Genomic DNA, 20868 nt, shown 5'->3' on the forward strand with positions numbered 1-20868 from the left:
AGCTCAGGATCGGGTTTCACTCGTTTGTTGCGTTTCGCTACGGTCATCGTCGCTCCTGTTACTGACAGTCTCCTGCCAAATGACCGTTTACACAAAACTAATTACACCCTCGTGCCGCCCCGCACAGGGGCAACGCTAATAAACCACTAACAAAGCAAGGAAAGGCCAAAAAATCAAAGCAAGGAAAGGCCAAAAAATCCAGATCAAGAAAAACCCTTGCCTGCAAGGCACCCAACCCCACCGAGCGCCGCACAGGCAAAAACCCAAATCACTTCCGCATGGAATCCACATCAACCACAAACCGATACTTAACATCACTCTTCAGCATCCGTTCGAAAGCCTCATTGATCCCCTGCATAGGAATCACTTCAATATCCGAAGTAATCCCATGCTCCCCACAGAAATCGAGCATCTCCTGCGTCTCGGCAATCCCGCCAATCAACGAACCAGCCAGCCGGCGACGCTTGAAAATCAGATTGAACACCTGCGGCGACGGATGATCGTGCTCCGGCGCACCGACCAGCGTCATCGTCCCATCACGCTTCAGCAGATTCAAAAACGGATTCAAATCATGCTGCGCAGCAACGGTATTCAAAATGAAATCGAAGCTGTTGACATGGGCTCCCATTTCTTCAGCATTCTTCGAAATGACAACCTCATGCGCACCAAGCCGCTTCGCATCTTCAATCTTCGACGGCGACGTCGTAAACAACACGACATGCGCGCCCATCGCGCGAGCCAATTTCACGCCCATGTGACCCAGGCCGCCAAGACCGACAATCCCGACCTTCTTGCCAGGACCCGCACCCCACGTGCGCAGCGGCGAATACGTCGTGATACCCGCGCAGAGCAAAGGCGCCACACCCGCCGGGTCGAGATTCTCCGGCACCCGCAGCGTGAATTCTTCATCCACCACCAGCTGCGTCGAATAACCGCCGTAAGTGTTTTGACCGTCAACCCGGTCCGCACCGTTGTACGTGCCGACAAAACCGTTCTCGCAATACTGCTCGAGACCCTCTTCGCAACTGGCACACGTACGGCACGAATCGACCAGGCAGCCCACGCCCACCAGATCGCCTACCTTGTACTTCGTCACGTCTGGACCAACCGCCGTGACGCGGCCGACAATTTCATGACCCGGCACCACCGGAAACACCGTGTTCTTCCATTCATTGCGCGCCTGATGCAAGTCGGAATGGCACACGCCGCAAAAGAGGACGTCCATCTGCACGTCATGGGCGCGTAACGCGCGGCGCTGGATTTCGAATGGGGCGAGCGGCGCGGTAGCGTCAGTCGCTGCATAGGCATAAGTCGTGCTCATGGGTAGCTCCAGCAAAGAGGGTGATGTCGCAAGGCGCCGACGATTGGCGACGCGTGTCGCCAATACGGCTAAACCCTGTTGTGAACCGGGATCACGGCGCAAGCGGTGGTCGACGTATTCACCGAAAAAGTGAACGGACAACCGAGCCCGGCGCGGCGCGGAAAATGTTGATCCGGCAGGGTTCCCATAGTAGAAGCCGGGAGCGAACCGGGGAATACCCGAAAGTCTTGAAGATTTGCCTAAAACTCCTGGCGGTGAGCGCAGTAGGTCGTTTGATGCTAAATTTCAAGCATTATTCTCTTGCGCGTCACTATACCGTCATGTCAACCCGTTCCGTTGAACCCACATCGATCGATGGCGACCCAGTCGATGGAAAGCCCGTCGATCGCGCTCCATTCGATCCTGCCCAGCAACGTCTGCTCGAATTGTTCGACGCGCTCGCGCCCAACCCCGGCATCACGCGTTCGAGCGTGGAAGGCGTCAATCTGATGCGGGCCAATACTCCGATGCCGCGTCTGCCCGTGATGTACGAGCCGAGCATCGTGATCGTCTGCCAGGGACGCAAGCGCGGTTATCTCGGTGATCAGGTGTTCCAGTACGACGCGCAGCAGTACCTGGTGCTGTCGGTGCCGCTGCCCTTCGAATGCGAAACCGAGGCGAGCCCGGAAGTGCCGTTCCTCGGCATCTCGGTGCGTATCGATCTGACCATGGTGGCCGAGTTGCTGATGGCGCTGAATGAAACGCAGGGCGCCGCGCAGAAGGAGCCGCTCGGCATCTATTCGACGCCGCTCGATCCGGCCTTGAGCAATGCCGTGCAGCGTTTGATAGAGACGTTAGCCTCTCCGCTCGACGCGCGCATTCTCGCGCCTGGCGTGGTGCGCGAAATCTGTTATCGGGTGTTGACGGGCGAGCAGGGCGACGCGATTCGCGCGGCGCTCACGCATCAGAATCATTTCGGCCGCATCGCCAAGGCGCTACGGCGAATCCACGCCGACTATCACGGCCAGCTCGATGTCGATACGCTCGCTTCTGAAGCGGGCATGAGCCTCGCCGTCTTTCATGCGCAATTCAAGGCCGTAACGGCAACTTCGCCGATGCAATACGTGAAGACCACGCGTTTGCATCACGCGCGTTTGCTGATGGTGCAGGACGGTTTGAATGCCGGCGCGGCCGCGGCGCGCGTCGGTTACGAAAGCGCCTCGCAATTCAGCCGCGAGTTCAAGCGGCTGTTCGGCCTGAGCCCGGTCGATGAAGTCAAGCGCATGCGCAGCTTGTACGATGCGCCGCCGCCACGGGTAGTCAAACCGGTCGCGCGTTACGTGACCGCGGTCTAGGCGCACGCGTGCCGGCAGCGTTATCGACGCGTCATAACCCGCTGAACCAGTTGTACCCCTGGTCTTCCCAATAGCCGCCGGGGTTCGTGTTGGTCACGAAAATTGCCGCGATGTGCTTCGGATTCTTGAAGCCCAGTTTGGTCGGCACGCGCAGCTTCAGCGGGTAGCCATATTTGGCCGGCAGCGGCGCGTCGCGGAAATCGAGCGTCAGTTGGGTTTGCGGATGCAAGGCCGTCGCCATGTCGAGGCTCGAGTAGTAACGGTCCGCGCATTTGAAGCCGACATAGCGGGCGCTCAGATCGGCGCCAATGCGTTCGAGGAACGTGCGAAACGGCACGCCTCGCCATTGCCCGATCGCACTCCATCCTTCAATGCAGATATGCCGCGTAATCTGTGAAGCCTGTGGCAAGGCGCGCAGTTGATCGAGCGTCCACGTGCGCTTGTCCGACACCAAACCGGACACTTCCAGTTGATACGTCGAACCGTCGATATCCGGCGCGTCGAACTCCGGATAGAACGCGTTGAAGGGGAACGGGTCGGTGATCTCGCTCGCCGAATAAGTGGGCGCGAGCTTGTTGCGATCGAACAGCCATCCTTGCACGCGATCGTTCCAGCGTGACATGGCCCACAACACCTTGTCGACTGAATCGCCGTCCTGCATGTTGCAACCCGAGAGCATCGCCAGCGCGCCGATCGAAAGCGATGAGCGCAGGAACAGGCGCCGCTGCAGGCGTTCGATTTGCGGTTTGTGGTCGGCGAGAACAATGTGTGTGCTGCGCGAGTCCTTGCGTTCTGGTTCGCTCATGCCTCGCTCCTGTCGTGCGTGGCGAATCGGGCGCGGCCGGTCAACATCGGCAGAAGCGTGCGCGGCACCAGCAGCACCAGCGCCAGATGCACGACAACAAAACCGACCATACCCGCCATCGCGACAAAATGCACGCGGCGCGCGAAATCAAAGCCGCCGAATAGCGCGGTAAGCCACGAGAATTGCACCGGTTTCCAGATCGAGAGTCCCGAGGCGACCAGCAGCACGCCAAGAAACAACACGAACAGATAGAGCGCGCGCTGCACCGCGTTGTATTTGCCGGTATCGTGCGGCAGCTTGAACCGCATCGCCAATGCGGCATCGTGTACGACATCGCGCGGATAGACGGGCAGGAGCTTGCGCCGAAAATGCCCACGTCCGATGCCATACGCCAGATACAGCAGGCCGTTCGCGCACAGCAGCCACATCGCTGCGAAATGCCATGCGATCGAACCGCCCAGCCAGCCGCCGACAGTCGCCCACACCGGAAATTTGAATGGAAAGAAGGGCGATGCGTTGTAGATCGCCCAGCCGCTCATCACCATGCAGACCATCGCAAAAGCGTTGATCCAGTGCGTGATTCGTACGACGAATGGGTGGACGATAAAGGGCGCTTGCGGTTCGGGCATGGTGAGCGGTGATGAGACAAAGAAAAATCGGACGACCGCGCCATCGAGGCACGCGGCTGTCCGAGCGGCTGAAACGCGAACGGTTGAAACGCGCCGTATTACATCGGCGGCGTTAAACCGTGCTCGCCGGCCGAGATGAAATTCGCCGCCATGGTGCCGTCGGCTTCTTTATGGGCGAACAGCACGACCTTCGCGCCCGGCACCAGCAGCGAGCGGTCACCCGGTTCGAGGGCGACGATAGGCACGTCTTGCGGAATCACGATCTTCTTTTCGCCGTCCTTGTACTTGACGGTGATCGTGCGGCCGTTGCTGACCACGAGAGAACCCACCGTGCCGTTGGTCATTGTGCTGTTCGAGCCGAGGTCCCACGGGCGATGACCTTCGCCGGAGCCACGCATGCTGGCCGGGAAGACGTGCACTTCGAGCGCTTTCAGCGTGCCGTCAGGCTGCGGGATCGCGGCGGTGCCGACGTAGCTGTCCGGCTTGATGTCGTTCACATTGGCGAGCGCGACGCCGCGAATCGGCGTGTCGTTGGCGAGCTTCACGTCGACGTCCCGGCCGTCGCGCGTGTGGACTTTGAGCACGTCGCCCGAAAGCGCCGTCACCGTGCCGCGTACGCCCGTGGGCGGGGCGCTCTGGGCTTGTGCGGCGGATGCTGCGGCAAACAGCGAGGCAGCGACGAGCGCGGGGGCGACGATGGCGCGCATCGCGTTAGCGGAAACAATCTTCATGAGTCTGCTCTGGGTGGGTGAAGGATAGGGGCAGATTAGGCGCGCGAGTGGCTCCGCAAAGTGACGGACGGATGACAAAAACGTCATGAACGGAGCGGCGCGGCCACGTAGAATGGCCCGCATATCCACGTCCACATTCATGACCCGCGCCCACGGCGGCGCCCGGGTTGGAAAGAACAGATCCATGAGCATCCTCGTCATCGAAGACGATCCGAAAACCGGCGACTACCTGAAAAAGGGGCTGCGCGAAAGCGGCTACGCGGTCGACCTCGCGCGCACCGGCACGGACGGCCTGCATATGGCGCTCGAACACGCTTACGACCTCGTGGTGCTGGACGTGATGCTGCCCGGCATCGACGGTTGGGAAATCATGCGTGCGTTGCGGGCGCGGCGCGATCTGCCTGTCATATTCCTGACCGCGCGCGATCACGTCAGCGACCGCATCCGCGGCCTCGAACTCGGCGCCGACGATTACCTCGTCAAACCGTTCTCTTTCACCGAGCTGGTATTGCGCATCCGCACGTTGCTGCGTCGTGGCGTGATCCGCGAGAGCGACGTGTTCGAGATTGCCGACCTCAAGCTGGACGTTTTGCGCCGCAAGGTCACGCGCGAAGGCGTCGAGATTCCGCTGACCAACAAGGAATTCATGCTGCTGCATCTGCTGGTGCGCCGGCAGGGCGAAGCGCTATCGCGCACGCAGATCGCCTCGGAAGTGTGGGATATGAACTTCGACAGCGACACCAATGTGGTCGATGTCGCCATCAAACGGCTGCGCGCCAAGATTGATCATCCGTTTGAAAAGAAGCTGATTCATACGGTGCGCAGCATCGGCTATACCTTCGGCGACAGCTCATGAAACTGTGGACTGACCGTTCGTTGACGGCTCGCACCACTGTGCTGTTCGCCGCGATCGCGTGCGTGGTGATCGGCACGCTGGGCGCGTATTTCTATCACTCCGCGCAGCTGTCTTTGCAGCGCCGCGCGGACGTGGTACTCACGGGCCGTGTCGAGCATTTCAGCCGCATCGTGCGCGATCTTTATTCGGTGAGCGAATTGAAGAGCAGGCCTTTGCTGTTCGAGGGCATGCTCGGCGCGGAGGCGGACGTGCTGCTGTTTCGCCGTCCAGGCGAGGCACCGTTTATCGACGTGAATCCTGGAAACATCGCGGTGCCTGCTCTGGAGGCCGGCGCGGAGAACCGGTTGCCGACGCTCCCGGATATCCGCGAGACCCGGTTGCCGGACGGCGTGCCGGTTCATTGGGCGATCGCCACCGTCAAAGCACGCGAGGACGGTAGCGAGGTGGAAGTGATTGCCGCGCACCCGATGACGCAGGAAGTGCGGATGCTGGCCGCGTATCGCAATCGCATCGTGTTGGCTACGCTCATCGGCATGCTGGCCGCGACGCTGCTCGCCTACTACGTGTTGCGCCGCGCGTTACGGCCGGTGCGCGAGATCGCCACGCGGGCGGCGCAGATCAGTCCGGCGAGTTTGTCGGTGCGTCTCGACAGCGAGGCCGCGCCGGTTGAATTGCGCCAGCTCACGCACGCCTTCAACGCCATGCTCGACCGTCTTGCCGACGGCTATCAGCGCCTCTCGCAATTTTCCGCCGATCTGGCGCACGAGATTCGTACGCCTGTGGGAGCCTTGATCGGTCAGACGCAGGTGACGCTCGCCAAACCGCGCGACGTCGACGAATATCAGCAATTGCTCGAATCGAATCTCGAAGAGCTGGGCCGTTTGAGCCACATCGCGGAAAACATTCTGTTTCTCGCGCATGCGGATCATGCGGCGCTGTCCATCGACCGTGAGCCGGTCGATCTGCACGACGAACTCGTCAGGATCGCAGACTATTTTGAAGGCCCTGCCGACGAGCGCGGTATGCGCTTTACCGTTGAAGCTCAGGGTGTGGTGTCGGTCAATCCGATGCTGTGCCGGCGGGCGATCAACAATCTCGTCGTCAATGCGGTGCGGTACGGCACGAACGATACGGTTGTGCGTTTGAGCGGCACACAGGACGAACGGGGCGCGACGGTGGTGGTGGAAAACGACGGCGCGCCGATTCCCGACGAGCAACTGAACCGCCTGTTCGACCGCTTCTACCGCGCGGATGCGGCGCGCAGCGCGTTCACGGAATCGAGCGGGCTGGGGCTCGCAATCGTCAGCGCGATCATGCAACTGCACGGCGGCACCGCGCGCGTGGTGTGCCCGGTGCCGGGCGTGGTGCGCTTCGAATTGCGCTTTCCGGGCGCTTGATTGTCCGCGCGTCCGCGCGGGTTCAATGCGCGGTCAATCCCGGCCGCTTCAAACCTTCTTCAGATACTCGGCCTTCAGCATGAAGTTGCCTGCGTCCATCTTGCAGTCCACTTCATGATCGCCGCCCACGAGGCGAATGCTCTTCACCTTGGTGCCCATTTTCAGCGTGATCGACGAGCCTTTCACTTTCAGGTCCTTGATCAGCACCACCGCGTCGCCGTCGGCCAGCGGATTGCCGTTGGCGTCCTTGACGATGCGTTCGTCGGCCTCGTCAGCGCTTGCGGCGGCGGCTATCGGCCATTCGTGCGCGCAATCGGGGCAGACGTAATTTTCACCGTCCGGGTATGTATTTTCCATCGCGCATTGCGGGCAGGCGGGAATCGTCGACATGATTTTCTTTCCAGACCGCGGCGCACCGCGGAAAACGTCAGGGATAAATTCAGGGCCGGCGAGTATAGCGGACGTTGACCAAGCAGCAGTCACCCTGTGAACGGGAAGCTGTTTTAGCGCAAACCGGTAATGGCGATACCGGGATGATTGCGCAACTGGTTGCGGCGGCGCTTCGCCGATACGATGAAAGCCTCTCATCCCAACCGCCAGGACAACCGCTATGAAACGCTTCCATATCGCTTTGGCCGTCACCAGCCTCGAAGCTTCCATCGAAGATTACACCCGCCGTCTCGATCAACCGCCCACCGCGGTCGTACCCGGCCGTTACGCGATGTGGCGCACCGATCTGCTCAACTTTTCGATCAACGAGATGCCGGATAAGGGTGGGCAGCTTCGGCACGTCGGCTTCGAGGACGATGCGGTAGAAGGGTACTCGAGCAGCAAGGACGTGAATGGGCTCGAATGGGAGCTGTTTTCGGTAGAGGAGCAGGACCGGCGTATCGTCAGCACATACGGCGAGGCGGTGCGGACCGACAAAGGCTGACGCGCCTTTCTGCCTGGATGCAGCCCGAATGCCGGTATTTGAGGCTGCCGGGTGCGGCCCTATGCGGCCCGGATGCACACGGGCGCGGCTTCCCGAACACCGCCCTATACTTGCAGAGTGCCTGACGAGCAAATGCCCTTCACAACGCTTTGTCGGCCGCTGCAAAGCGGATCCGGTGTCCCCACTTCACCCAAGGAGTCGCGCCATGGTCAAACTTGCCCTGTACGTTCGTCTTGAAGCCAAACCCGGCAAGGAAAAGGATGTCGAGGCCTTTTTGCTGAGCGGCTTGCCGCTCGTCGAGGAGGAGCCCGCCACTACGGCATGGTTTGGTCTGAAGCTGGGCGCGTCCACGTACGGCATCTTCGACGCCTTCCCGGACGAAGCGGGCCGTGAGGCGCATCTGAACGGCAAGGTGGCCGCCGCGCTGATGGCGAAGGCCGGTGAGTTGTTCGCCACGCCGCCCAGCATCCAGAAGGTCGACGTGCTGGCGTCCAAACTGCCGGGCTGATTGAGCGCCTAATCCTCCGAAACGGCGCGGCCCTTTCAACTATCTTCAACAGTCGAAAACCGCCGCGCCCCGGCGTCAGTCGCCCGGCGCGCCCGCGGCCGGACGGTTCGCGTAGTGCGCGCGCTTTTCCTCATACATCAGCAGATCGGCGCGTTGCACACCGGCTTCGAGGCGATCGCCGCGCTGGCAGGTCGCCGCACCCATCGAAAAACTCAGCAGCGAACCCGGATAAAACTGGTTGTTCAGATCGACCAGCTGGCGGATCGCATCGACCATTGCGGCGCCGCCGCGTTCGTCGGTGTCCGGCAACAGGATCGCGAACTCGTCGCCACCGATGCGCGCCGCGTGAAAGGGCGCGTCCGTCGCCTTGGCAAGGACTTCGCCGGCGCGCCGTAACAACGCGTCGCCGGCCGCATGCCCAAGCTGATCGTTCACGCGTTTGAGGCCGTTCAGATCGGCCATGATGATCGTCACCGGCCACGGACCTTTGCGCTCCAGCCGGTTCAGTTCATCGACGTAGAACGAGCGATTGCGCAGCTTGGTCAACACGTCGTGCTTGCCGAGGAACTCCAGGTACGCTTCGGCCTTCTTGCGCGCCGTGATGTCGGTGAGGGCCACCAGCACCAGGTCCCAATTGCGCTCATGGCCCGGTAGTACGGAAAATTGCAGGTGCACGTGCACCTCGTTGCCATCGAGCGAATAGTTGAGCACTTCGCGCTGCTGAAACAGCTTGCCGTCCCAGAGATCGATCAGCTGTTCGCGGAAATGCGGCCGCATGTCGTCGCGGAAAACGTCCGGCAGGCGCGCCAGCAGCGTTTTTTTGTCTTCCGCCGCGAACATGTCGAGCGTGTGCTGGTTCACGTCGAGCACGTGAATTTCCTGCATGCAGCGCTCGACAAACTCGGGATGCACGTCGGTGAACACCCGGAAATCGCTGATGCCGGCTGAGCGCGCGTCGTCGAGCAGACGCTTGACCGCGCTGAAATCTTCTACCCACAACGATACCGGCGAATGTTCGAACAGGCCGCGCACATACTGTTCCGCGAGCGTTACGCGATGCCGCGCGCCTTCGAGTTCGGTAATGTCTTCGACCGAGACGAGCACGCGGTCCCAGCGGTCTTCATGGCCGGGCAGGACGGCGCCTTTGAGCAACACGTCGAGGCGCCGCCCGCCGAGCGTGTAGTTGACCGTCTGGCTCGTGAATTGCGCCTGGCCCGCCCACAATTGGCATAACTCTTCGAGGTGGGTCTTGAGCATGTCGTCGCGGAACACGGCGGCGAGATTGCTGGTGAGCGCTTCGAAATCGGCGGCCTCGAATTGCGTCAGCGTTTTCTGATTGACCTTGATGACGCGGATACTGTGCGCGCATTCGGCGACAAGGGCCGGATAGGCGGCGAAATGGGCACGCAGATCCGTCACACCTTGCGCTCTCCACGCGTCGAAAAGCGCGCGCACGCCGCTAAAGTCTTCCAGCCAGAGCGAGACAGGCGCGAGTTCGAACATTTCGGAATCGTCCCCCGATCCTCCAAGGGGATGTCCTTCGGGGCGGGGGGCTTCCTGCGGGGCGTCGTTGGCGGGCGCTGAGCCGCGCGGGAGGGTATCCAGCATGAGATTTCCGTGGTCGGCGTTCGGGCTAGTTTAAAGCGGCTTGGTTCGGCTCAAAAGAAAGACGCATGACGCATAGAATTCGGGCCGGTCCATTCATGAAGATAACGGCGTGGTTCGGATGGACTTTAGTCTGCGTGGCAGCAGGTTTGCAACAGGGCGTTTCGCTCACGCCGGTTTTGGGCCGTCCAGGGCCGCTTCCGATCGCCTGTGACCGCCTGTGATCGCTTGCCAGCAGCGCTGCGGGCGGCTTGTTACACTCACTCGTCGTGTCTCCCCTCCGTCACCGTCTTAAGAAAAAAAGCCCGTCATGAAGCCCTCCCTGCTGGTTTTGATCCCCTTGAAAGACGCAAGCCGCGGCAGTGTCGAGGCCGCTTTCGACATCGTTTATGCACCTGATGCCACTCAGCGAGCCGCCGCGATCGCCACGCATGGCGAGACGATCCGCGCCGTGCTGACCAACGGCACGAACGGTCTGACGGCCGCCGAAATCGACCGCATGCCGCAGCTCGAGTTTGTCAGCGCGCTCGGCGCCGGCTATGAAAACCTCGCCATCGACCATGCCCGCTCGCGCGGCATCGTGCTCGTCAACGGCGCGGGCACCAACGATCACTGCGTGGCCGATCACGCGTTCGCTTTACTGCTGGCGGTGGTGCGCGATGTGCCGCAACTCGATCAGGCCACCCGCGAAGGCGCCTGGCGCGACACGTTGCCGATGCGCCCGAACGTGTCCGGTAAGCGGCTAGGCATTGTCGGGCTCGGCAATATTGGCGAGAAGGTCGCGCGGCGCGGCGCCGGGTTCGATATGGAAGTCGGTTATCACAATCGCAAACCGCGTGACGGCTCGCCGCTGCGCTATTTCGACAGCGTGCGGGGCCTCGCGCAGTGGTGCGATTTTCTGGTGGTGGCGACGCCCGGCGGTGCCGGTACGCGTCACCTGATCGGCGAAGCGGTCCTGGAAGCGCTCGGGCCGGACGGCTTCGTGGTCAACGTCTCTCGCGGCAGTGTGGTGGATACCGCTGCGTTAGCCGCAGCGCTCACTGCCGGCGCGATCGCCGGTGCGGCACTCGACGTCTACGAAGGCGAGCCGCATCCGCCCGAACCCTTGCTGACGCTACGCAACGTGGTCCTGACGCCGCACGTGGGCGGCCGCTCGCCGGAGGCGATCACGGCTTCGGTCGACAATTTTCTGGCCAATGCGGCGCGGCATTTTTCCGGTGAAGCGGTGCTCACGCCGATCTGACGTGTGAAGGCTAATTGAAACTATCAGCCCAGCGGATAGTTTCTCTCGAAAATCACGATTTCCCTTGTGGGCCTGCGGCGAATAGGATGGTCGGTATCGAACCCACACCGCTTCGACACAACCGGAGCAGCGACGGAGATCCCGTATGGAACACCACGCCCGGACGCAGGACGAACGGCTCGAGATCAAGACGACCACCTGCTACATGTGTGCCTGCCGCTGCGGTATTCGCGTGCATCTGCGCGAAGGCGAAGTGCGCTATATCGACGGCAACCCTGAACATCCGCTGAACCAGGGGGTGATCTGTGCCAAGGGTGCCTCCGGCATCATGAAGCAGTACTCGCCCGCGCGCCTGACCCAGCCATTGATGCGCAAGGCGGGCGCGGAGCGCGGCAGTGCGCAGTTCGAGCCGGTGTCGTGGGAGGTCGCGTTCGACGTGCTCGAAAAGCGCCTTGCCACGATTCGCGCCACGGACCCCAAGAAATTTGCATTGTTCACCGGCCGCGACCAGATGCAGGCGCTCACCGGCCTCTTCGCCAAACAGTTCGGCACGCCTAATTATGCGGCCCATGGCGGCTTCTGTTCGGCGAATATGGCGGCCGGCATGATCTACACGATCGGCGGCTCGTTCTGGGAGTTCGGCGGCCCCGATCTCGACAGTGCCAAACTCTTCTTCATGATCGGCACGGCGGAAGATCATCATTCGAATCCGCTCAAGATCGCCATTTCGAAGTTCAAGCGCGCGGGTGGCCGCTTCATCGCCATCAATCCGATCCGCACCGGCTATGCGGCGATTGCCGACGAGTGGGTGCCGATCAAGCCGGGCACCGACGGCGCACTGTTCATGGCGTTTTTGCACGAACTGATTGCCGCGAACGCCTGGGATCACGAGTTCGTGCAGCGCTATACGAACGCGGCGGAACTCGTCGATCTGGATGAAGCCAGCGAGAATTTCGGCCTGTTCGTGCGTGACCCCGACCGGCCGGCCGGCAATCCGCTGTTTCCGCAGAATCATCTCTGGTGGGACGCCGCCTCCGCGCGCGCCGTGCCGCATCATGCGCCGGGCGTGACACCCGCGTTGGACGGCCGCTATACGCTTGCCGACGGAACGCCGGTCACGCCGTCGTTCGCGTTGCTGCGCGAACGCGTGGCCGACTGCACACCCGAGTGGGCCGCCGGGATCACCGGGATCGCGGCGGATACGATTCGCCGCCTTGCCGGCGAAATGATCCAGACGAGCCGCGACCACCGGATCACGCTGCCGATCCGTTGGACCGATGCGTGGGGCGAGACGCACGAAACGGTGACCGGCAACCCGGTCGCCTTTCACGCCATGCGCGGGCTGGCCGCGCATTCCAACGGCTTCCAGTCGATTCGCGCACTGGCGGTGCTGATGTCGCTGCTCGGCACGATCGACCGCCCAGGCGGCTTTCGCCATAAGTCGCCGTTTCCCCGCGCGGTGCCGCCGTCGGCCAAACCGCCGAACAGCCCCGACGCCGTCAAGCCGAACACGCCGCTCGCCACCGGGCCGCTCGGCTGGCCCGCCGCACCCGAAGATCTGTTCATCGACGAGAACGGCGGCCCGGTGCGGATCGACAAGGCGTTCTCCTGGGAATATCCGCTCGCCGTTCACGGCCTGATGCATAGCGTGATTACCAATGCCTGGCGCGGCGATCCGTATCCTATCGACACGTTGCTGATTTTCATGGCCAACATGGCCTGGAATTCGTCGATGAATACGATGAAGGTGCGCGAGATGCTCGCGGACAAGCATGCGAACGGCGAGTACAAGATTCCGTTTCTGGTGGTGTGCGATGCGTTCCAGTCGGAGATGACGGCGTTCGCCGATCTGATCCTGCCGGACACGACCTATCTCGAGCGGCACGACGCGATGTCGATGCTCGACCGGCCGATCTCCGAATTCGACGGTCCGGTGGATTCCGTGCGCGTGCCGGTCGTGCCGCCGACGGGCGAGTGCAAGCCGTTCCAGGAAGTGCTGATCGAACTCGCTTCGCGGCTCAAGTTTCCCGCTTTCACCACGGCCGAAGGCACGCGCAAGTTTCGCGACTATCCCGACTTCATCATCAATCACACGACTGCGCCCGGTTCCGGCGTGGGTTTTCTGATCGGCTGGCGCGGTAAGGACGGCGACAAGGCGCTAGTGGGCGAGCCGAATCCGCAGCAGTGGGAACAGTATGCAAAGAACAACTGCGTGTTCCACTATCGCTTGCCAGAGACGCTTCAATACATGCGCAACTGCAACGGGCCGTATCTCGACTGGGCGGTGAAAAACGGTTTTCGTAAATTCAACGAGCCGATCCTGATCCAGTTGTACTCCGACGTCATGCAGAAGTTCCGGCTTGCCGCGCAAGGACGCACCAGCGGCAGGCAACCGCCGGAGCACTTGCGCGCGCGCGTCGAGAAGTACTTCGACCCGTTGCCGTTCTGGTATGCGCCGCTCGAAAGCGATTCCACCGATGTGGTGCGCTTTCCGCTCGCCGCCGTGACGCAGCGGCCGATGGCGATGTATCACTCGTGGGACTCGCAGAACGCGTGGCTGCGGCAGATTCACGGTGAGAACTATCTCTACATGAATCCGCTGATGGCGGCCGAAAACGGCATCGCCGACGGCAGCTGGATCTATGCCGAATCGCAATGGGGCCGCGTGCGCTGCATGGCGCGCTTTAGCGAGACCGTCGAACCGGGCACGGTATGGACGTGGAACGCGATTGGCAAGGCCGCGGGCGCGTGGAATCTCGGCGCCGGCGCGAACGAATCGCAGCGCGGCTTCCTGCTCAATCACCTCATTACCGATGAGTTACCCGGCGGTGATGAAGGGGCGGCGCGCCTCTCGAACTCCGACCCCGTGACAGGCCAGGCCGCATGGTACGACGTGCGCGTGCGCATCTATCCGGCGGAAGCGGACGCGCGTCATACGCTGCCGCAGTTCGACGCGATGCCCGCGTTGCCGGGATCGAACGGGGTGATCTCGCGGATCGTGCAGACCTACTTCGCGGGGCGCGGCGAGTTCGCGGCGCGGCTGCGCGGCGCGACCGGGCGCAAGTGACGCGCGATTCACACTCGGGCAACAGCGCGACGAAGGCGCAATGAAGCGTGCAAGCAACGCAATAAAGCAGTAAGGAGCCTTTGATGACTCAGATGGCATTGGTAATCGACCTGAACGTATGCGTGGGATGCCAGGCTTGCGTGACGAGTTGCAAGGAGTGGAATACGTCGGGCGAATCGGGCAGTCTCGCCGACCTGAATCCCTACGACGCGGACCCGTCCGGCACATTCTTCAACCGCGTGCAGAGCTTCGAGGCCGGCAGCTTTCCGAACGCCGAGACGATCCATTTCCCGAAGTCGTGCCTGCACTGCGAGGACCCGCCGTGCGTGCCGGTCTGTCCGACCGGCGCGAGCTACAAGCGCAAGGAAGACGGCCTCGTGCTGGTCGATTTCGACAAATGCATCGGCTGCAAATATTGCGCGTGGGCCTGCCCTTACGGCGCGCGCGAACTCGACGAAGCGCGTAAGGAGATGACAAAGTGCACGTTGTGCGTCGATCGCATTCATGATGAAAACCTCTCCGAGCGCGATCGCCAACCGGCTTGCGTGCTCGCGTGTCCGACCTCCGCGCGGCTGTTTGGCGATATCCACGATCCGGAGTCGGTGGTGTCGAAGGCGATCGAGGAACGCGGGGGTTATCAGTTGATGCCCGAATGGAACACGAAGCCGGCGAATCACTATTTGCCGCGCGTCACCACGTCGGCCTCGGGCTGCGGCAGCGATGGCTGCTCGTGCAAATCGACCGGCTCGGCAATGGATTTGCCGGACTCGTTCGACGAGAAGCTTGAGCGCGGCGAACTGCATCTGGCGTCGATGGCGACGCGCATCGAAGGGACCTCACGATGAATCCTGCTTTCTCCGTGGTTTTTCTCACGACATTGAGCGGCGCGGCTCAAGGGCTGCTGATCGCGCTCGTTGGCGTGGAGGCGGCCGCGCATCTGGGGCTGATCGCCGCGCCAACCGATGCGTTCTATGTCACCGGCGCGGCGCTGTCGGTCGTGCTGGGCGGCTTGGGACTGATCGCGTCGTTCTTCCATCTCGGGCATCCGGAGCGCGCGTGGCGCGCGGTCGCGATGTGGCGAACCTCGTGGTTGTCGCGCGAATGTTTATGCCTGCCGGCGTTCCTCGCCTGTGCGTTTTTCTATGGCGTCGCGCACGGGATCGGCTCGCCGTGGTCGCTCGCGATAGGCGCGCTCGGCGTGCTGGCGAGCGCAGCGCTATTCGTCTGTTCAGCAATGATTTACGCGTGCCTGCGCTTTCTGCAGGAATGGGCCACGCCGCTCACGCTCGTCAATTTTGTGCTGCTCGGTTGTGCCTCCGGGTTCACGCTGGCTACCGCGCTGACCGCCTGGTTCGCGCCCGCGCTGACGGCGGGGCTGGCGCTCTGTGCCTGTGTGCTCACACTCGCCGGTTGCGCGAGCCGTTCGGCATCGCTCATGCGCAATGCCAGGCTGCGGCCGAAGTCCACCGTGCAGAGCGCGACCGGCATCCACAATCCGAAGCTCGTGCAGGTCTCGCGGGGCTTTACCGCCGGCGCGTTCAATCTGCGTGAGTTCTTTCACGGCAAATCGGCCGGGACGTTGCGGGGCGTCAAATGGGGTTTCCTCGTGGCCGCGTTTGTCGTGCCTGTTTTGCTGATGGCGCTGGGCGCAGGCCTTCACCCAATCGGCATTTCGCTCGGCTTGCTGGCCGCCGCGTGCCTCGTGCAATACGCCGGCCTCGTGGCGGAACGCTGGTTCTTTTTCGCCGAAGCAAAGCATCCGCAGAATCTGTATTACGCGAGAGTCGGCTGATCGGCGAGCTGCGCAGTTGGCAGGTCGCGCAGTTGAGCACGATCAACCAGCCACGCAGCCGTTCCAGGCGGTCTTTGCTAGCGACTCACCCGCACGCACCCACTTCGCCACACGCCGTGCAAAAGTCGCAGCCATCCTTGCGGATCACCGCATTCGCACCGCACGAGCCGCATTTGCGTCCAAGCATGGTATGCAACCCTTGCGCACCGCCGGCTTGCATCAACGCTGCCTCGCCAGCCTCACCAGCGTCACCCGGATTCGGACGGATACCGAAATCCGCCGTCAAGGCTGTCTCTGCCTTCATCTGCCCGCGCGGCAAACGCGCCAGCATGCGCGAGGGCACCTGGTTGCCTTCCGCGTCGAGAAAGCCGCGCCGGTGCAGAATCTGCTGGATCGCAAAGGCCAGCGCCGCCACTTCGGAATCGTGCCAGCGCGGCGTGCGATGACCGTCGAGACGCTGCACCTCACCGAGCCGCACTTGCCCGCGATCCCACGACACCTTGCGCATATCCTGCAAGTTGCGCGCGACAAAACCGCCGCGAGCCGCGAGCGACAGCGAACGCATCGTCGCCGTGATCCATTGCTGCGATTCGTCGCGCTGACCGGTCGGAATGAAGAACTCGATAGGGCGCTCGATCGTGACGTCTTCGCCGCCGAGCCGTCCCGTCACTTCGATAAACGACACTGCGACGTAAAGCGACTTCTTGCCGGCTTGCGTCAGGTACTCGACTTTCTCGATGATTGCCGGCAACTCGCCCTTGGGCCGATGATCGATCGCGATCCGCAGCGGGTCCTGATCGGTCTCGGCCAGCGTGTCGTCGGCTTGCGGCGGGCTCACGCTCAGCACCGCGCCCAGCGTTTCATTCGGGCGGTATGTGGCGAGACCCTTGAGACCGTTCTTCCACGCGTCGAAGTAGAGGCTTTCGAAGGCTTCGAACGGATAGTCCGCCGGCACGTTGACCGTCTTCGAGATCGAGGTGTCCACGTACGGCTGCACGGCGGCCATCATGTCGAGGTGGTCGCGCGCCGACATCTCGAGCGCGCTGACAAAGTAGTCCGGCAGCTTGTTCACATCGCCGCCAAGTTCGCGATAGAGGCGATACGCGTAGTCTTCGACGTCGAACGATTCGCGGCCGCCGTCGGCCATCACCTTCATGCGTGTGTAGGTCCAGGAGAAGGCCGGCTCGATGCCGTTCGACGCGTTGTCGGCGAACGCGAGGCTGACAGTGCCGGTCGGCGCGATCGACAGCAAATGACTATTGCGGATGCCGTCCTGACGGATTGCATCCTTGATGTCGTCGGGCAGGCGCGAGGCGAACGTGCCTTCTTCCAGATAACGCCCGGCGTCGAACAATTCGAACGCGCCGCGCTCGCGCGCCAGTTCCACCGACGCCCGATAGGCTTCGTCGCGCATCAGCCGGGCAATGCGCACCGCGAAGTCGCGGCCCTCCTGCGAGTTGTAGCGCAGACCGAGCATCACCAGCGTATCGCCGAGGCCGGTGAAGCCGACGCCGATGCGCCGCTTGGCGCGCGACTCGTCATATTGCTGCTGCAGCGGCCATAAGGTGACGTCGAGCACGTCGTCGAGAAAACGCACCTGGATGCGGGTGCGTTTGGCGAGACCGTCCCAGTCGAATGAAGGCTTGCGGCCTTTCAACTGCGCGAACGGGTCGAGCACGAAACGGGTGAGGTTCAACGGTCCGAGGTTGCAGCAGCCGTAGGCCGGCAGCGGTTGTTCACCGCACGGATTGGTGGCGCGGATGGTTTCGACCGCGCGTAGGTTGTTGTCTTCGTTCATGCGCGAGATGAACACGATGCCGGGCTCGGCGACGTCGTAGGTGGAGCGCATGATGCGGTCCCAGATCTCGCGTGCGGGCCGTTCGCTGTAGACCCACAGGCCGTCTTCGCGTTGCCGTACATCGCCTGCCGCGCGCAGCGCGGGCGACGGCTCGGCGCGGTGCACGAGCGGCCAGGGCTGATCTTCTTCGACGGCGCGCATGAATTCGTCGGTCACGCCCACCGACACGTTGAAGTTGTTCCAGCGGCCCTTCGAATGCTTCGCCTCGATGAACTCGATCAGGTCGGGGTGATTGCAGTCGAGCACGGCCATCTGCGCGCCGCGCCGCGAGCCCGCGCTTTCCACGGTGCGGCATGAGGCGTCGAATACGTCCATGTAGCTGCACGGTCCGGACGCCGACGAACTGGTGGTGTGAACGCGGGCCCCCTTGGGCCGGATCGCGGAAAAGTTGTAGCCGACGCCACCGCCGCGGCGCATCGTTTCAGCGGCTTGCAGCAGCGCCACATAGATGCCGGGCAGGCCTTGTTCGTCGACGTCTTGAATCGCGTCGCCGACCGGTTGCACGAAGCAATTGATCAGCGTAGCGGCGATGCCGGTGCCGGCCGCGCTCATGATCCGCCCGGCACCCAACGCGCCATGCCGCAGATTGTCGACGAAGAGCGCTTCGACCGACTCGCGCAGCGCCTCCGGCTCCGCCTGAGCGACGCCGCGGGCAACGCGGTTGAACACGTCGTCGGCCGATTGCTCGTCGCCTTTCGCGTATTTCTCGAGCAGAACGTCCAGAGAGAATTGTTGCGGTGCAACTAACTGGCTGGGGAGAGTCTCTGCGGCGCGGGTTTCCGGGGTGTCTTCTGCCATGGTGTCGCCTCTCGTTTGCCGCGAGACGGGCTGCGGCGCGTTCGAATGGGTGCGGGGCATTCATTAAACGGTGCGCGTCTGGCAGGCGTGGTGACCTGGCGCAACGTGGAACACCTTAACGCACGTGGCGAAGCGCCGCAATCGGGCTTTTGGGGCGGGGACGCGGAGAGGCTTGGGACGGCAGGCGCCGTAAGCGCACGGCAGCAGCGCGCCGTCGAGGCAAAAAATTCAGGCTTCAGCCAGCTCGCAGAACACCTCGGCACAGATCATCGCGGAAGCATTCGAAGGGGCCGGCCGTTCAGCCGGTTTAAACACCGCGTCACCGCGGCGGATCTTGCGCCGCGTGACCGCGCACGTTCCCGACGTATGCGCCGAGCGCCGCCGCCACCGCTGCTCGCCATAATGACAGCGCCCCGGTTCGACCCAGCGGATCACCAGCGTGTTGTCGGAGCGCTCGAGAATTTCGATACGTACGCCATTGGTACCGTCAAGGGGGATGGACTCGAGGGTCATCATCGTCGGCTCCGTATTGTGGTGTGCCGAATTTAGTCCCGTGCGCGCCGGATAGCCATTGTGCCGCGGTTGAAACACTGTTCTCCAAATAGCAACAATGAAACTTGACATTCACGCTTGCCCGAAACGGCGGGGCTTTGCGGGGCTTATGCGTTATGAATTTGCGATAGCGTGGATTTTTGCAACGCAGTGTTGTACGCAGCGCGACGAGAATGCCGCCTGCAAAGGGCGCCGGTGCTTCCTTTAAGATGTCGTTATTGATGAGCGACCGTGCGATGCAAGTGTAGCGGGTTTGCATTTTTCTGGACGGCTCGCGCGCACATCCACAAGACCCTTAGAGCCTTCATGACTTCACGCCCTCCCGTAACGCCGCCCGAATCACCCGAACTGCCCGAATCACCCGAATCCCCGGTGCCGCCTGCTTGCCTGAAAAAGCAGAAACCGGCCTCACTCGTTCTATACATCGCACTCGTGTTGCTGGCGTTGTGGGTCGTGCGCGATTTCATTGCGGTCATGGCCTGGTCCGGCGTCATCGCGATCGCGCTGTGGCCGCTTCTGAAAAAGATGGACGGCATCCGCTGGTGCACGGGCCGCACGACGCTGATCGCCGCGCTGCTGACACTCGTCATCGCATTGCTGGTGGTGCTGCCGGTCGGTATCGGCATTACGCAGGCGCTGCGCGAAGCCCACGACATGAGTGAATGGTTCAAGGCCGCGCAGGAAAACGGAATTCCGCTGCCGGGCATCATTGAGCGCTTGCCGTTCGGCGTGCAACAGATTTCAGCCTGGTGGCAAGCCAATCTCGCTCAGCCGCTGCGCGACTCGGCGGCCATGAAGGGACTGCACAGCACCACGGTGATGACGCTCGGCCGCCACTTCGGCGCGCGCGCGGCGCACGGCGTGATGGTGTTCGCGTTCATGCTGATCACGCTGTTTGTGATCTTCCAGGCGGGGCCGCGTCTGTCCGGCTCGCTGATGAAAGGCGCGCGGCGGGGTTTCGGCGACGACGGCGCGCAGTTGCTCGAGCGCATGGCCGCGGCGGTGCGCGGCACGGTGTCCGGCCTCGTGGTGGTGGGGCTCGGCGAGGGCGTGTTGCTGGGTGTCGCCTATTTCGTGACCGGCTTGCCGCATGTCGCGCTGCTCGCGTCCATCACGGCGATCGCCGCGATGCTGCCGTTCTGCGCACCGCTCACGTTCGGCCTCGCGGCCTTGTGGCTGTTCTCGCAAGGCTCGGTGGCCGGGGCGATCGGGCTCGTGGTGTTCGGTTCGGTCGTGGTGTTCGTCGCCGAGCATTTCGTGCGGCCGGTGCTGATCGGCAACTCGACGCGATTGCCTTTCCTGCTGGTGCTGTTCGGCATTCTCGGCGGGGCGGAGACGTTCGGTTTGCTCGGCCTGTTCATCGGGCCCGCGCTCATGACCGTGCTGGTGGTGCTGTGGGCTGACATCGTGCAATAGTTGCACGCAATTTGCCGGCGTA

General features: G+C 62.5%; 18 protein-coding genes. 10 read left to right on the forward strand and 8 right to left on the reverse strand.

Features of this window, described 5'->3' with window-relative positions; genetic code table 11:
* Window positions 1–268 precede the first annotated feature (268 nt).
* Window positions 269–1321, reverse strand: coding sequence for an NAD(P)-dependent alcohol dehydrogenase (locus KHO23_RS26675; RefSeq protein WP_211614644.1), 1053 nt, complete (start codon window positions 1319–1321; stop codon window positions 269–271).
* 320 nt (window positions 1322–1641) lie between these two features.
* Between KHO23_RS26675 and KHO23_RS26680 the strand changes: the two genes are divergently transcribed.
* Window positions 1642–2655 (forward strand): AraC family transcriptional regulator, encoded by a 1014-nt coding sequence (locus tag KHO23_RS26680; RefSeq protein WP_236066999.1) that lies wholly within the window; start codon window positions 1642–1644, stop codon window positions 2653–2655.
* Between the two features lie 31 nt (window positions 2656–2686).
* Here KHO23_RS26680 and KHO23_RS26685 read toward each other — a convergent pair whose 3' ends face one another.
* The 3 genes from KHO23_RS26685 to KHO23_RS26695 form a co-directional block, all read right to left on the reverse strand.
* Complete coding sequence (locus tag KHO23_RS26685; protein WP_211614646.1) at window positions 2687–3460, reverse strand: molybdopterin-dependent oxidoreductase; 774 nt, start codon at window positions 3458–3460, stop codon at window positions 2687–2689.
* Window positions 3457–4089, reverse strand: coding sequence for a cytochrome b/b6 domain-containing protein (locus KHO23_RS26690; protein ID WP_211614648.1), 633 nt, complete (start codon window positions 4087–4089; stop codon window positions 3457–3459). Before KHO23_RS26690 ends, KHO23_RS26685 begins: the two co-directional genes overlap by 4 nt.
* A 98-nt stretch (window positions 4090–4187) precedes the next feature.
* Entirely contained in the window at window positions 4188–4820 is a 633-nt protein-coding gene (locus KHO23_RS26695; RefSeq protein ID WP_211614650.1) for a hypothetical protein, read from the reverse strand.
* Between the two features lie 184 nt (window positions 4821–5004).
* On the opposite strand from KHO23_RS26695, the gene KHO23_RS26700 reads away from it, so the two are divergent.
* Together KHO23_RS26700 and KHO23_RS26705 are read left to right on the forward strand one after the other, a co-directional pair.
* Window positions 5005–5676: a heavy metal response regulator transcription factor gene (locus KHO23_RS26700; protein ID WP_211614652.1), complete on the forward strand. Its 672-nt coding sequence runs from the start codon at window positions 5005–5007 to the stop codon at window positions 5674–5676.
* Window positions 5673–7073, forward strand: a complete 1401-nt coding sequence (locus KHO23_RS26705) for a heavy metal sensor histidine kinase (RefSeq protein WP_211614654.1) — start codon at window positions 5673–5675, stop codon at window positions 7071–7073. Before KHO23_RS26700 ends, KHO23_RS26705 begins: the two co-directional genes overlap by 4 nt.
* Before the next feature lie 48 nt (window positions 7074–7121).
* Here the strand turns inward: KHO23_RS26705 and KHO23_RS26710 are convergent, their stop codons facing one another.
* Window positions 7122–7463 (reverse strand): zinc ribbon domain-containing protein YjdM, encoded by a 342-nt coding sequence (locus KHO23_RS26710; protein ID WP_211614656.1) that lies wholly within the window; start codon window positions 7461–7463, stop codon window positions 7122–7124.
* Window positions 7464–7683: 220 nt separating this feature from the next.
* Between KHO23_RS26710 and KHO23_RS26715 the strand changes: the two genes are divergently transcribed.
* Both KHO23_RS26715 and KHO23_RS26720 read left to right on the forward strand, forming a co-directional pair.
* A complete protein-coding gene (locus KHO23_RS26715) occupies window positions 7684–8007 on the forward strand; it encodes a VOC family protein (protein WP_211614658.1) in 324 nt (107 codons plus the stop codon).
* 205 nt (window positions 8008–8212) lie between these two features.
* A complete protein-coding gene (locus KHO23_RS26720) occupies window positions 8213–8515 on the forward strand; it encodes a putative quinol monooxygenase (RefSeq protein ID WP_211614659.1) in 303 nt (100 codons plus the stop codon).
* A gap of 75 nt (window positions 8516–8590) precedes the next feature.
* Here the strand turns inward: KHO23_RS26720 and KHO23_RS26725 are convergent, their stop codons facing one another.
* On the reverse strand, window positions 8591–10123 hold the full coding sequence (locus KHO23_RS26725) for a sensor domain-containing diguanylate cyclase (RefSeq protein ID WP_211614662.1): 1533 nt from the start codon (window positions 10121–10123) through the stop codon (window positions 8591–8593).
* Window positions 10124–10430: 307 nt separating this feature from the next.
* On the opposite strand from KHO23_RS26725, the gene KHO23_RS26730 reads away from it, so the two are divergent.
* From KHO23_RS26730 to KHO23_RS26745, 4 genes are all read left to right on the forward strand, one after another.
* A complete protein-coding gene (locus KHO23_RS26730; RefSeq protein ID WP_211614664.1) occupies window positions 10431–11363 on the forward strand; it encodes a 2-hydroxyacid dehydrogenase in 933 nt (310 codons plus the stop codon).
* A 145-nt stretch (window positions 11364–11508) separates the two neighbouring features.
* On the forward strand, window positions 11509–14430 hold the full coding sequence (locus KHO23_RS26735; RefSeq protein WP_211614666.1) for a molybdopterin-dependent oxidoreductase: 2922 nt from the start codon (window positions 11509–11511) through the stop codon (window positions 14428–14430).
* An 83-nt stretch (window positions 14431–14513) separates the two neighbouring features.
* Entirely contained in the window at window positions 14514–15275 is a 762-nt protein-coding gene (locus KHO23_RS26740) for a 4Fe-4S dicluster domain-containing protein (RefSeq protein WP_211614668.1), read from the forward strand.
* On the forward strand, window positions 15272–16222 hold the full coding sequence (locus tag KHO23_RS26745; RefSeq protein WP_211614670.1) for a dimethyl sulfoxide reductase anchor subunit family protein: 951 nt from the start codon (window positions 15272–15274) through the stop codon (window positions 16220–16222). The genes KHO23_RS26740 and KHO23_RS26745 overlap by 4 nt, the downstream gene beginning before the upstream one ends.
* Before the next feature lie 85 nt (window positions 16223–16307).
* Here the strand turns inward: KHO23_RS26745 and KHO23_RS26750 are convergent, their stop codons facing one another.
* On the reverse strand, window positions 16308–18878 hold the full coding sequence (locus tag KHO23_RS26750; protein WP_211614672.1) for an adenosylcobalamin-dependent ribonucleoside-diphosphate reductase: 2571 nt from the start codon (window positions 18876–18878) through the stop codon (window positions 16308–16310).
* A gap of 228 nt (window positions 18879–19106) precedes the next feature.
* Window positions 19107–19391: a DUF3331 domain-containing protein gene (locus tag KHO23_RS26755; RefSeq protein ID WP_211614852.1), complete on the reverse strand. Its 285-nt coding sequence runs from the start codon at window positions 19389–19391 to the stop codon at window positions 19107–19109.
* Window positions 19392–19736: 345 nt separating this feature from the next.
* Between KHO23_RS26755 and KHO23_RS26760 the strand changes: the two genes are divergently transcribed.
* On the forward strand, window positions 19737–20846 hold the full coding sequence (locus KHO23_RS26760; RefSeq protein WP_211614684.1) for an AI-2E family transporter: 1110 nt from the start codon (window positions 19737–19739) through the stop codon (window positions 20844–20846).
* Window positions 20847–20868: the final 22 nt, after the last annotated feature.

Source organism: Paraburkholderia haematera, from assembly GCF_905220975.1.
In the GTDB taxonomy this organism is placed as follows: domain Bacteria; phylum Pseudomonadota; class Gammaproteobacteria; order Burkholderiales; family Burkholderiaceae; genus Paraburkholderia; species Paraburkholderia haematera.